The 12,717-nt window shown below is 68.8% G+C and carries 9 protein-coding genes; 6 read left to right on the top strand and 3 right to left on the bottom strand.

Annotated features, from left to right (window positions below; all coding sequences use genetic code 11):
* The first annotated feature begins 8 nt into the window (after positions 1-8).
* Complete coding sequence (locus AC1DCG_RS18960; protein ID WP_477031260.1) at positions 9-767, top strand: helix-turn-helix domain-containing protein; 759 nt, start codon at positions 9-11, stop codon at positions 765-767.
* Between the two features lie 233 nt (positions 768-1,000).
* Here the strand turns inward: AC1DCG_RS18960 and AC1DCG_RS18955 are convergent, their stop codons facing one another.
* Together AC1DCG_RS18955 and AC1DCG_RS18950 are read right to left on the bottom strand one after the other, a co-directional pair.
* Entirely contained in the window at positions 1,001-2,515 is a 1,515-nt protein-coding gene (locus tag AC1DCG_RS18955) for a tryptophan halogenase family protein (RefSeq protein WP_477031259.1), read from the bottom strand.
* On the bottom strand, positions 2,512-4,029 hold the full coding sequence (locus AC1DCG_RS18950) for a tryptophan halogenase family protein (protein ID WP_477031258.1): 1,518 nt from the start codon (positions 4,027-4,029) through the stop codon (positions 2,512-2,514). Before AC1DCG_RS18950 ends, AC1DCG_RS18955 begins: the two co-directional genes overlap by 4 nt.
* A gap of 308 nt (positions 4,030-4,337) precedes the next feature.
* Between AC1DCG_RS18950 and AC1DCG_RS18945 the strand changes: the two genes are divergently transcribed.
* The 4 genes from AC1DCG_RS18945 to AC1DCG_RS18930 all read left to right on the top strand — a co-directional run bounded on the left by AC1DCG_RS18945 (position 4,338) and on the right by AC1DCG_RS18930 (position 11,860).
* Positions 4,338-7,583 carry a TonB-dependent receptor gene (locus tag AC1DCG_RS18945; RefSeq protein WP_477041606.1) on the top strand — a complete coding sequence of 1,082 codons (3,246 nt, stop codon included), beginning with the start codon at positions 4,338-4,340 and terminating at the stop codon, positions 7,581-7,583.
* Between the two features lie 116 nt (positions 7,584-7,699).
* On the top strand, positions 7,700-8,830 hold the full coding sequence (locus tag AC1DCG_RS18940) for an endo-1,4-beta-xylanase (RefSeq protein ID WP_477031256.1): 1,131 nt from the start codon (positions 7,700-7,702) through the stop codon (positions 8,828-8,830).
* Between the two features lie 16 nt (positions 8,831-8,846).
* Positions 8,847-10,541, top strand: a complete 1,695-nt coding sequence (locus AC1DCG_RS18935; RefSeq protein ID WP_477036898.1) for a glycoside hydrolase family 43 protein — start codon at positions 8,847-8,849, stop codon at positions 10,539-10,541.
* A complete protein-coding gene (locus AC1DCG_RS18930) occupies positions 10,538-11,860 on the top strand; it encodes a glucuronyl esterase domain-containing protein (RefSeq protein WP_477031254.1) in 1,323 nt (440 codons plus the stop codon). The genes AC1DCG_RS18935 and AC1DCG_RS18930 overlap by 4 nt, the downstream gene beginning before the upstream one ends.
* Here AC1DCG_RS18930 and AC1DCG_RS18925 read toward each other — a convergent pair.
* The gene (locus AC1DCG_RS18925) at positions 11,844-12,071 is read right to left on the bottom strand and encodes a hypothetical protein (protein ID WP_165257053.1); all 228 of its coding nucleotides are present in this window, start codon (positions 12,069-12,071) and stop codon (positions 11,844-11,846) included. The genes AC1DCG_RS18930 and AC1DCG_RS18925 overlap by 17 nt on opposite strands.
* An 84-nt stretch (positions 12,072-12,155) precedes the next feature.
* On the opposite strand from AC1DCG_RS18925, the gene AC1DCG_RS18920 reads away from it, so the two are divergent.
* A complete protein-coding gene (locus AC1DCG_RS18920) occupies positions 12,156-12,668 on the top strand; it encodes an FKBP-type peptidyl-prolyl cis-trans isomerase (RefSeq protein ID WP_477031253.1) in 513 nt (170 codons plus the stop codon).
* Positions 12,669-12,717 lie beyond the last annotated feature (49 nt).

Raw genomic sequence — 12,717 nt, 5'->3', positions numbered from 1 at the left:
CCTTCCCGATGACCCTGGCGCCGGAAGCCGAGCTGCCCGACGAACAGAGCCTGGCCATCGCCGCCAGCGTGCGCGAGGCCCTGGCGCGTCGCCGGATGTCGCGCCAGCAACTGGCCGACCGGGCCCGTATCAGCATCTCGACCCTGGAAAAGGCCCTCAGCGGCCGCCGGCCGTTCACCCTGGCCACCACCATCCGGCTGGAGGAGGCGCTGGAGCAGCCGCTGCGCCCGCCCGCCCGGCAGGCGCCGGCCGCCGTCGCGGGCCTGGCGCCCGAGGCGCTGGGCGCCTATTCGCGGCCGGCCGTGACCTGGCTGGAGGGCGAGTATCTGACCCTGCGGCCGTCGTTCGAGGATCCGGCCGCCGTCTACGCCTATCGCACCGAGATCGTCTGGGACGAGAGCGCCTCAAGCCTCGTCTTCCGCGAGGCCGCACGGCAGGACGCCGAGTTCACCCAGCGGGGTGCGGTGTCGCTGTCGAACCAGTCGGGCCACACCTACCTGATCACCAACGAGCAGGGGCAGTTTCGGCTGATCATCCTGGGCCGGCCGGCGATCGGCGGCGAGATGTACGGCATGCTGACCACCCTGCAGGTGGGGCAGGGCAGCCACCTGACGCCCGCGGCCGCGCCCATCGCCTTCGTACCGCTGCGCCGGGTGGCCGAGCCCGCCTTCGGCCGCGTCGGGCCGGAGGCGGCCGCCTATGGCGACTACCGCGCGGCCCTGGCCCGGGTCACCGACAAGGGCTTCGCGCGGTTCTTCGCGGGGTAGGGGGCGGACGCTCCCCACGCGCTCGTCATCCCGGAAAGCCCGCAGGGCTTATCCGGGACCCAGGGCGGATCAAGTTCCGGAAGTTCGACCGTTTTTGCACCGCGCATCCCCGCGAAGGCGGGGATCCAAGCTGCATTTCAGGAAAATGCGAGGTCGCGGGGATCCGCAGGCGCGGCTTGGGTCCCCGCCTTCGCGGGGAGGGACGGATTTTTGGGGGGCGTTGGGGGGGGGGGCTAAGCCGCCTGCGCCCGCGCCACCCGATCCGCGACGAACGTCATGTGATCCGGCATGCTGTCGGCCGAGCGGGCGATGACCGCGCGGATCTCGTTCATGCGGGCGCGCAGCAGATCCTCGCTCATGACGTCGGCCATCGGGTCCCAGCCCTTGGGCGTGAGCCCCTGGCCGACCATGACGGCGAACCACGAGGTGTCGTTGAACAGCTCTTCGTTCTCGCGGAAGATCCGGCCGTGGCTCTCGAAGACGGCGATCTTGTCGGCCAGGTAGTCGGGGATCGGCATCTCGCGCAGATAGTCCCAGTAGGGCGTGTCCGAGCGTTGCGTGGCCTTGTAGTGCAGGATCAGAAAGTCGCGGATCTTCTCGTATTCGAAGGTCATCACCCGGTTGTAGCGGTCGATGTCGGGCTGCTGGAAACGCCGGTCGGGGAACATGGCCAGCAGGCGCGAGATCCCCACCTGGATCAGGTGGATGCTCTGGCTTTCCAGGGGCTCCATGAAGCCCGCCGACAGGCCGATGGCCACGACGTTCCGGTTCCAGCTCTTCTTGCGGCGGCCGGCCTTGAAGCGCAGCAGGTTGGGATCGGCCAGGGCTTCGCCGTCGAGATTGGCCAGCAGGTAGGCCGTGGCCTCGTCCTCGCTGATGTGCTCGCTGGAGAAGGCGTAGCCGTTGCCGATGCGATGCTGCAGCGGGATGCGCCATTGCCAGCCGGCGGGACGGGCGGTGGCGCGGGTGACCGGATCGGTCGAGCCGCCCGAGGCGCAAGGCACGGCCACGGCGCGGTCGTTGAGCAGCCAGTGCGACCAGTCCTCGAAGCCGCTTTTCATCGCGCCCTCGATCAGGAGGCCGCGGAAGCCCGAGCAGTCGATGAAGAGGTCGCCCTCGACGACCGTCCCGTTCTCCAGGGTCACCGACTGCACGAAGCCGTCGGTTCCACGCAAGGTCACGTCGACGATCCTGCCCTCGATGCGGCGCACGCTGCGGGCTTCGGCGTAGTCGCGCAGGAAGCGGGCGTAGAGGCCGGCGTCGAAGTGGAAGGCGTAGGCGATGTCGCCCAGCGGCGAGTTCTTCTGGCCCGTGGGGCGCTGGAACTTCGCCTGCGCGGCGGCCAGCGACTGCAGGGAGTATTCCGGAAGATCGGCCGCCTCGCCCATGGCCTGGTAGCGCAGCCAGTAGGCGTGGAACGACACCCCTTCCATGTCGACGCCGTAGGGGCCGAACGGGTGGTGGTAGGTGTGGCCGATCTGCTTCCAGTCGCGGAACTCGATGGCCAGCTTGTAGGTGGCCTTGGTGCGGCGCAGGAAGTCGTCCTCGTCCAGGCCCAGCATGCGGTTGAACATGTTGATCTGGGGGATGGTCGACTCGCCGACGCCGACCGTGCCGATAGCCTCGCTCTCGATCACCGTCACCTTGGTGACGCCGTCCTTGAGGAAGCGGCCGAGGGCGGCGGCGGTCATCCAGCCGGCGGTGCCGCCGCCGACGATGACGACATGGCGGATGCGGTCGTTGGTCACGCGGCGACTCCTTGCTGGGCGCCGCAGTAGCGGGCGACGAATTCGGCGTGGCTGGGCATGGCCTCGGCGGTGCGGCCGATCAGGCCCGACAGGTGGGAAAGGCGCTGACGCACCTGGTCGTCCGGCAGGCTGTCGACCAGCGGATCCCATTCCTCCGGAACGATCCCCTGGCCCAGCAGCACGGCCAGCCAGTTGGGTTCGTGGAAGAGGTCGTACTCGGACGGGAACCAGCGGCCGCGATGAGCGAACAGCTCCATGCGCCGGGCCAGGCTGTCGGGCACGGTCATGGTCGACAGGTAGCGCCAGTAGTCGGTGTCGTCGCGGCGGGTGGCGTGGAAGTGCAGGATCACGAAGTCGCGGATGCGGTCGACCTGCTCGGCGGTCAGGCGGTTGTATTCGTCGATCTCCAGTGGATCGACGCCGCCGCCCGGGAACAGGGCCAGCAGCTTGGTGATGCCGGCCTGGATCATGTGGATGCTGGTGCTTTCCAGCGGTTCGATGAAGCCGGCCGACAGGCCGATGGAGCAGACGTTCTTCTCCCAGGCGCGTTCGCGGCGGCCGGGCGTGAAGCGCAGGAAGTTCGGCTCGTCGGTCGGGGCGCCGTCGAGGTTGGCCAGCAGGGTGTCCAGCGCGCGCTCGTCGTCGACGTGATGGCTGGAATAGACGTAGCCGTTGCCGATGCGGTGCTGCAGCGGGATGCGCCACTGCCAGCCGCCTTCGCGGGCGGTGGCGCGGGTGAACGGGGTGAGGCCGTCGCCGCCCAGTTCACAGCCGATGGCCACGGCGCGGTTGTTGGGCAGCCAGCGGCTCCAGTCCTGGTAGGGGACCTTGAGGGCCTGGCCGATGACGAGGCCCCGAAAGCCCGTGCAGTCGACGAAGAAGTCGCCCTCGACGCGGCGGCCGTCCTCCAGCACCACGGCCTCGACGAAGCCGGTCTCGGCGTTCTGGGCGACCTGGCCGATGCGGCCCTCGATGCGGACGACGCCGCGCTGCTCGGAAAAGCCGCGCAGGAAGCGGGCGTAGAGGCCGGCGTCGAAGTGATAGGCGTAGCGCAGGCTCGACATCACCTTGGACGGGTCGGGGTCGGGCAGGGCGAAGCGCCAGCGGCGGGCGGCGGCCTCGGTGAGATTGTAGTCGCCGATCGGACCGGCCGAGGCGGCGAACTTGCGCCACACCTGGTGGAACTTGATCCCCTCCAGGTCGAGGCCGAAGGTCCCGAACGGGTGGTGGTACATCTCGCCGATCGCGCCCCAGTCGACGAACTCGATGCCCAGCTTGAAGCTGGCCTTGGTGGCGCGCATGAACTCGCGCTCGTCCAGGCCGAGCATGGTGTTGAAGGTCAGGATCGGCGGGATGGTGGCCTCGCCGACGCCGACCGTGCCGATGGCCTCGGATTCGACGAGGGTGATCTTCAGGCCCTGGGCGCTGAGCGTCTTGGCGAGCGCCGCCGCCGTCATCCAGCCGGCCGTGCCGCCGCCCACGACGACGACGGACCTTACGCGTTGGTCTGACATGATACGCTTTCCCGCCCCAGAAGATCTTATGCCCGCACGGCTTTGAGCGCCGTTTCAAGCGGGTTGTAAATTGACTGCGCTGTCCGTCTTTGTCACGTTTTCCGCGGGCGAAAAATCGTCCGGGCGTCTTTATATTTCGAAAAAACGTTCAAAAACAAAGTGATGAATGGCGCATCGGCTGGCGTTACGGGGTTATTTCAACGCCCTTGACGTGGTCGACCTTTGCCATATCATCAGACCAATAATGGTCTCGACATATGACCAATGGTAGCGCTACCGCGTTACCGGGACTGGGGAGGAATAACAGAATGAGCTCCGTCAACGGAGCGTCCGCGACGCGTGGGCGCCAGACTCTCGGCGACAACCTGAAATTCGGCCTGAAGTGCGGGGCGTCGGCCCTGGCGATCAGCCTGGTGTTCGGGGCGTCGGCCCTGGCCCAGACCGCCGCGGCCAGCGGCAAGACCACCGAGGACACGGTCGACGAGGTGGTCGTCACCAGCATCCGCCAGAGCCTCAAGAGCAGCCAGCAGCTGAAGCAGTCGTCCGAGATCATCGGCGACTCGATCACCGCCGAGGACATCGGGGCCCTGCCGGACCGCTCGGTGACCGAAGCCCTGCAGCGCGTGCCCGGCGTGTCGATCAACCGCTTCGCCGCCGGCGTCGACCCCGATCACTTCTCGACCGAAGGCTCGGGCGTGGTGGTCCGCGGCCTGAACTTCGTGCGTTCGGAACTGAACGGCCGGGACACCTTCACCGCCAACAACGGCCGCATCCTCAGCTTCGCCGACGTTCCGTCCGAGCTGATGGGCGGCGTCGACGTGTTCAAGAGCCCCTCGGCCGACATGATCGAGGGCGGCATCTCGGGCACGGTGAACCTGCGCACCCGTCTGCCGTTCGACAGCAACAAGCGCATCCTGTCGATGTCGGCCGAAGCCAGCTACGGCGACATGGTCAAGGAATGGAAGCCGACCTACTCGTTCCTCTACAGCGATCGCTTCGACACCAATTTCGGCGAGGTCGGCGTCCTGGCCAGCTTCGTCAACTCGCAACTGGCCAGCCGCAGCGACGCCATCCAGGTGTCGAACTTCGGCTGCCGCACCAACCTGGGCGTCTCAAGCGCCGACTGCGGCAATGGCTCGAAGGGCGTGTGGTTCCCGCGCGGCGCGGCGTTCCGCTCGACCACAAATGACCGTGAACGCCAGGGCCAGGCCGGGGCGATCCAGTGGAAGAGCACTGACGGCACGATGCAGGCCTCGCTGCAGTACCTGCGCTCCAAGTCGACCGTGAAGTGGACCGAGCACGCGGTCGAGATCGCCACCGACAACGTGGCCGGCAACGGCGACTCGCGCCCGGCCGACGGCACCACCTTCTCGTTCGACGAGGACGGCGTGTTCACCAACGGCGTCATCACCGGCGCCACCGGCTGGCGCGCCGACCAGAACGGTTCGGACCCCCGCACGCCGATCAACGGCCTGCAGTCCAACAATGTCCGCCGCGACGAGAACACGACCAACATCACCACCGACTACGGCTTCAATTTCAAGTGGACGCCGAACGACCACTGGGGCGTGCTGTTCGACGTGCAGCACGTGGACTCGACCGTCGATGCGATCAGCATGGGCATGTGGGGTTCGACGTTCCAGAACGCCGCGATCACCCTCAACGGCAGCGACCTGCCGGACGTGAAGTTCACCGCGCCGTCGAGCGGCACGACGGTGTCGAACTGCACGCCGTTCAACAACAACTGCCCGTCCTACGCCCGCGGGTCCCACGCCAGCCTCAGCGACCCGTACAACAACTTCTGGCGCTCGGCGATGGACCACATCGAGCAGTCGGAAGGCACCGAGGACGCGGTCAAGATCGACGTCGAGTACAAGTTCGGGGGCGACAGCTGGCTGGACTCGATCAAGGGCGGCGCCCGCTGGTCGGAGCGCGACCAGACCACCCGCTTCTCGGCCTACAACTGGGGCGTGGTCAGCGAGATCTGGGGCAGCGGCGGCCCGGTGTGGATGGACGATCCCATCAACGGCAACCCCACGACCGCCGGCGGCGCCAACAGCACCCGCTTCGTCGAGGCCTACGCCTTCGACAACTTCCTGCGCGGCAAGACCGGCGTGCCGACGGGCTCGGACCCGCGCCTGTTCTTCTCGCAGAACCTGGTCGACAACTACGGCTCGGTCTCGCAGTTCCTGCTGTCGGTCGGCGATGAGTGGCGTGACCGCCTGGCCGGCGGCTGCCCGCAGAACTGGGTGCCGCTGGCGCAGCGTTGCGGCGTCACCGCCGGCACGCCGTTCCGCCCGCAGGAGATCAACCCGGTCAACGAAGTGACCAAGGCCGCCTACCTGATGGCCCGCTTCAAGGGCGAGGCCGGCGACTACAAGATCAGCGGCAATGTCGGCCTGCGCTACACCAAGACCGACCGCGAGGCGACCGGCTACCTGGCGTTCCCGATCTCGACCAGCCTGGCCACCGACGCCGACTGCGCCCTGGCCTTCACCAACTGGCAGGCCCTGCCCGAGCCGAAGCAGCCGTTCAGCCCCTCGTCGTTCTGTTCGCTGACGCCGCAGGTGCGGGCCGCGGCCCGGGCCTGGGCCAACGGCGCCCTGACCCCGAGCACGGCCAAGGCCTCGTTCGACTACTGGCTGCCCAGCCTGAACCTGAAGGTCATGGCGCCGCACGGCCTGCAGTATCGCCTGGGCCTGTCCAAGACGATCACGCCGCCCGACATCGGCCTGACCCGCAACTACTACAACCTGGCCCTCAACACGAACTTCGACGGCATCACCAATGGCCAGCCGTCGGGCAACGTCACCGTCGGCAATCCCTTCCTCAAGCCGACCCAGTCGACCAATGTCGACGTGTCGGTGGAGTGGTACTTCGACCAGGTCGGCTCGCTGACCTTTGCGGGCTTCTGGAAGGAGCTCAGCGACGTGGCGACCAACACCACGGCGCGCGTGCCCTTCACCAACAACGGGGCGACGTTCGACGTGCTGGTGACCACGCCGGGCAACTCCGACAAGAAGGCGACGGTCAAGGGCTTCGAGATCGGCTATCAGCAGTTCTACGACTTCCTGCCCAAGCCGCTGGACGGGTTCGGCATCAACGCCAACTACAGCTACATCGAAAGCAGCGGCGTGCCGCAGAGCACGCTGTCGGCGACCGACCCCGACGTGGCCGCCGGTCGCGTGACCACGGTCGACACCAGCAAGCTGCCGCTGCAGGGCCTGTCCAAGCACAACGTCAACTTCGCGGCGATCTACGAGAAGGGGCCGGTGTCGGCGCGCTTGGCCTACAACTGGCGCTCGGACTTCCTGCTCACCGTCCGCGACGTGATCGTGCCCTACGCCCCGATCATGAACGAGGCGACCGGCCAGCTGGACGGCTCGTTCTTCTACACCGTCAACCCGAAGATGAAGGTCGGGGTGCAGGCGGTGAACCTGCTGAACGAGACCACCCGCACGACCCAGGTGCTGAACAACAACCTGCTGAAGACCGGCAGGTCGTGGTTCATGAACGACCGGCGCTACACCTTCGTGCTCCGCGCCAGCTTCTAGTGACGCGTACCCGGGCGCGCGGCCATCGCTCTTCGCCGCGCGCCCGTTTCTCCTGCCGACTTTCATCCGCGCATCGTTGCTTCAGCGGTGCGCGGTTTCTTTGAGTGAGCCCCCGCATGATCGATCGTCGTCAGGCCCTGTTCGGCGCCGCGGCCGCCGCCCTTGCTTCCCCAGCCCTGGCCGAGAGCAAGGTCCCGCCGCTGAAGCATCTGGCCGCCCAGAAGGGGCTGGTGTTCGGCAGCGCGGTCGGCGCGGGCCCGCCGGGATCGCTGACCGGCTCGTTCGAGGACGCCCGCTACCGCGCCATCCTGGCCGACGAGTGCGGGGTGCTGGTCCCCGAGAACGAACTGAAGTGGTACGTGCTGCGGCCGGCCGAAAAGACCTTCGCCTTCGCGCGCGCCGACCGCATCGCCGCTTTCGCCGCCGAGCATGGCGCGGGGCTGCGCGGCCACACCCTGCTGTGGCACCATCCGCAGTGGTTCCCGGCCTGGCTGAAGGACTACGACTTCGGCCCCAAGCCCGCCGCCAGGGTCGAGGCCATGCTGGCCGAGCATATCGACAAGGTGTGCGCCCACTATCCGCAGATCTATTCCTGGGACGTGGTCAACGAGACCGTCGATCCCGCCGACGGGACCTTGCGCCGCACGGTCTTCTCCGACGCCATGGGCGGGGTCGAGCCGGTGCTGGACGCCTCGTTCCACCTGGCCCGCAAGGCCGCGCCGAAGGCCCGCCTCGTCTACAACGACTACATGAGCTGGGAGGTCGGCAACGAGAAGCACCGCCATGGCGTGCTCAAGCTGCTGGAGGGCTTCCGCAAGCGCGACGTCCCCGTCGACGCGCTGGGGATCCAGAGCCATATCGGGGCCGAGAACGCCGACAGCTTCACCGGCTTTGGCCGGCCGCAGGAAAAGGCATGGCGGGCCTTCGTCGATGAGGCCGTCGGCATGGGCTATGACTTGGCGCTCACCGAGTTCGACGTCCACGACAAGGGCCTGCCAGCCGACTTCGCGCAGCGCGACGCGGCCGTGGCGGCCTACGGCAAGGCCTATCTCGACCTGATGCTGAGCTATCGCCAGACCAAGGAGCTTCTGGCCTGGGGGATGGTCGACAAGTACTCGTGGCTGCAGAACCAGTGGCTGCGCCAGGACAAGGCCCCCAAGCGGCCGACGCTGTATGACGACGCCTATGCGCCCAAGCCCCTGCGCCAGGCGGTGGCCCAGGCCCTGCGCGACGCGCCGGCGCGCTGAGGGGAGGGCGGTCGTGATGCTGCGTCTCGCTCTGGCGCCCGCCCTGACCTTGGCGCTGCTCGCCGGCGCCGCCGTGGCCGCGCCCCTGGCCCCCGGCACGGCCGCCTTCGACGACTTCACCTACAGCGGCCGGGACCCGACCGACGCGCCGCTCGCGCCCGGCGCCTACGCCAACCCCATACTCAAGGGCTTCTATCCCGACCCCAGCGTCACGCGGGTGGGGCAGGACTATTACCTGGTCAATTCGACCTTCGCCTGGTTCCCGGGCATCCCGGTGTTCCACAGCAGGGACCTGGTGAACTGGACCCAGATCGGCAACGCCATCGACCGCCCGGGGCAGCTGGACTTCAAGCGGCTGGCGATGTCGCGGGCGGTGTTCGCGCCGGCGATCACCGAGCACGCCGGCGTGTTCTACATCCTCAACACCTGCGTCGACTGCGGCGGTAATTTCCTGGTCACGGCCAGGGATCCCAAGGGGCCGTGGTCGGACCCGGTGTGGCTGCCGCAGATCGACGGCATCGACACCTCGCTGTTCTTCGACGACGACGGGCGGGCGTGGATCGTCAACAACGGCCCGCCGCAAGGGCCGTCGCGTTATGACGGTCACCGGGCGATCTGGATCCAGGAGTACGACCCCAAGGCCGGCAAGATGGTCGGGCCGCGCTCGGTGCTGGTCGACGGGGGCGTGGATCCCTCCACCAAGCCGATCTGGATCGAGGGGCCGCACATCCTCAAGGTCGACGGCCGCTACTATCTGACCGCCGCCGAGGGCGGCACGGCCGAGGGCCACTCGCAGGTGGTGCTGCGGGCCGACAAGGCGACCGGGCCGTACACGCCCTATGCCGGCAATCCGATCCTGACCCAGCGCGACCTGCCGCGCGACCGCGCCCATCCGATCACCTCGGCGGGCCATGCCGACCTCGTGCAGACACAAGGCGGCGACTGGTGGGCGACCTTCCTGGCGGTGCGGCCCTATGGCGACGACACCTACAACACCGGCCGCGAGACCTTCCTGCTGCCGGTGACGTGGAAGGACGGCTGGCCGGTGATCCTGCCGCCGAAGACGGCGATCCCTTATGCCGCGCCGCGGCCCAGGCTGCCGGCCGGAACCGCGCCGAAGATCCCGACCACCGGCGCCTTCACCGTCCGCGAGACCTTCGACGGCAAGGCCTTGGGGCTCGACTGGATGACCATGCGCATCCCGGCCGGGCGCTGGTGGGACCTGAAGGACGGGGCGCTGGTGCTGCGGGCGCGGACCGATCGCCTGGGCGGGTTCGAGCAGCCGTCGATCTGGGCGCGCCGGCAGCAGCACCTCAACGCGACCGCCGAGACGACGGTGCGGTTCACCCCGAAGGCGGCCGGCGACCGGGCCGGGATCGTGGCGCTGCAGAACGACGCCTTCTTCTACGCCCTGACCGTGGCCGGGGGCGCGGACGGTCGGCCCGAGGTGCGGCTGGAGAAGCGGGCCGGCGAGAAGGATCCGGTCGACGGCGCGATCGTGGCCCGGGCGCCGCTACCGATCGCCGGGGGCGAGCCGGTACGCCTGAAGATCACCGCCCGGGGCGGCCTCTACGACTTCGCCTACGCGACCGGCGACGGAGCCTGGCGGAACCTGGCCGGCGACCAGGACGGGACGATCCTGTCGACCAAGGTCGCCGGCGGCTTCGTCGGAACGATGCTGGGCCTCTATGCCCGGGCGGACGGGAAGTGAGACGCCGCGACCTGCTGGCGGCGACGGCCGCGATCCTGGCGAGCGGCGGGACGGCCGCCGCCGGTGTCGCGGTCCTGACCGGCGAGCAGGCTCATGCGGCGATGCGGCGGCGACTGGGGATCGGGGCGCTGCGGCCCGGCGTCGACGGCATGAACCCCGGCGCCGCCAATCCCGTGAACTACGACGAGGCGCGGGCCGGGCCGTTCAGCCTGCTGCCCGATCCCCTGGCCTCGCCGGACGGAACGCCGGTACGCGACGCCAAGACCTGGTGGGACGTCCGGCGACCGCAGATCCTCGAGGCCTTCGCGCGTGAGATCCATGGCCGGGTTCCGCGCGGCCTGCCCGCACCCGCCTGGCGGACGGTGAAGGATGAGCGGGTGAGCCGGGGCGGGCGTACGGTGGTCGAGCGGCGCCTGGCCGGCGACGTCACGCGCCATGACCGGAGCCTGGCCATCGACCTGCTGGTCGGCGCGCCGGAGGGGGCGGCGAAAGCTCCCGTGGTGATCGAACTGGGCTTTCCCGACGGGCCGCCCTGGCTGAGGGGGCGCACGCCGCCGCCCGGTCCCGACTGGCGCGACGCCGTGATCGCGCGTGGCTGGGGCTACGCGATCTACGCCCCGACCAGCGTGCAGCCCGACGATCCGGGCAAGCTGCAGGACGGGATCATCGGCCTGGCCAACCGGGGGCGGCCGCGCGATCCGGAGGACTGGGGCGCTCTGCGGGCCTGGGCCTGGGGCGTCTCGCGGGTGCTGGACCTGCTGGAGACCGATCCTGCGGCCGACGCGCGGCGCGTGGCGGTGGCGGGGATGTCGCGCTACGGCAAGGCCGCTCTGCTGGCCATGGCCTACGAGCCGCGCCTGGCGGCCGGCTACATCGCCTCGTCCGGCGAGGGCGGGACCAAGCTGCATCGCCGCCGGCGTGGCGAGCAGGTCGAGAACCTGGCGGCCGTGGGCGAGCACCACTGGATGGCGGGGAACTTCCTGCGCTACGCCGGGCCGCTGACCGCCGACGACCTGCCGGTGGACGCCCACAGCCTGATCGCCCTGGCCGCGCCCCGGCCGCTGTTCATCGGAACCGGCGCCGACGCGACCGACGGCTGGGTCGATGCGCGCGGCATGTTCATGGCCGCGGCCGCCGCGAGCCCGGTCTATCGGCTGCTGGGCGCGGATGGGCTGGACCGCACGGTGTTCCCGCCGCCCCTGACCCTGACGGCCGGCGATGATCTTGTTTTCCGGCAGCATGCCGAGGGCCACACGCCTGGGCCTAACTGGCCGTATTTCCTGGAGTTTGCGGCGCGCGCCTTCAGGCGAGCGGCGTAAAGCGCGCGAGAACCGGCCAAAGTTGAACGGCGGCGGCGAGGCCCAGCGAGCCGATCACCACCCACCCGACGAAGAGCGCGAACATCGGATGGCGCTGCCACCAATGCGCTCCGCTCAATGAGCCGCCAGTAGCCCTGGCCATGACGTTTCCTTCCCGACGAGCGAAGAACGGTCCAAGTAGAAAATGGCCGTTCTTCTTCTGGCTGAACACGAGCCCTCGGTTTTTAGTGTGCTCTCGTCCAGCCGAATGTCTATTCTGACATTTCGTCGCATAGATAACACGAGTCGCTCAAACATGCGCACCGCTCTCATCGCCCTGGGGTTGTCCGTCGCTCTGGCCGGTCCGGTCCTGGCCCAGACCCCGCCGACCCCGGCGCCGGCCCCCGACGTCACCGCCAACCCGGCCGCCGAGAACCTGGCCAAGTCGACCGCCTGGCTGGCCGCCAACGCCAAGCAGCCGGGCGTGATCACCCTGCCGTCGGGCCTGCAGTACAAGGTCGTGACCGCCGGCGCGAAGGACGCGCCCTCGCCCAAGGAAGGCGAGATCATCAAGGTTCACTACGAGGGCAAGCTGGTCGACGGCACGGTGTTCGACAGCTCGTTCGCGCGCGGCAAGCCGCTGATCGCGCCGCTGGGCGGCCTGGTGCCGGCCTGGATGGAGGCCCTGCCGAAGATGAAGGTGGGCGACGAATGGACGCTGTTCGTCCCGCCGTCGCTCGGCTACGGCGACCGCACCGCCGGCGAGATCCCGCCCAACAGCGTGATGATCTTCCGGGTCAAGCTGATCGACATGATGACGCTGGACTGAGGACCCGCGCCGGCGCGGGCCCCCTCAGTCGCTCCGCGACAGCTCCCCC

It is taken from the genome of Caulobacter sp. 10L414 (assembly GCF_056395525.1).
The sequence above is the reverse complement of the archived record's forward strand: the minus strand, read 5'-3'. Positions and strand labels throughout refer to the sequence as shown.

Bases quoted from the DNA above. Each gene is read 5' to 3' on its own strand.
- AC1DCG_RS18935 (WP_477036898.1), top strand. From the start codon at position 8,847: ATGCTGCGTCTCGCTCTGGCGCCCGCCCTGACCTTGGCGCTGCTCGCC.
- AC1DCG_RS18945 (WP_477041606.1), top strand. From the start codon at position 4,338: ATGAGCTCCGTCAACGGAGCGTCCGCGACGCGTGGGCGCCAGACTCTC.
- AC1DCG_RS18920 (WP_477031253.1), top strand. From the start codon at position 12,156: ATGCGCACCGCTCTCATCGCCCTGGGGTTGTCCGTCGCTCTGGCCGGT.
- AC1DCG_RS18940 (WP_477031256.1), top strand. From the start codon at position 7,700: ATGATCGATCGTCGTCAGGCCCTGTTCGGCGCCGCGGCCGCCGCCCTT.
- AC1DCG_RS18960 (WP_477031260.1), top strand. From the start codon at position 9: ATGACCCTGGCGCCGGAAGCCGAGCTGCCCGACGAACAGAGCCTGGCC.
- AC1DCG_RS18950 (WP_477031258.1), bottom strand. From the start codon at position 4,029: ATGTCAGACCAACGCGTAAGGTCCGTCGTCGTCGTGGGCGGCGGCACG.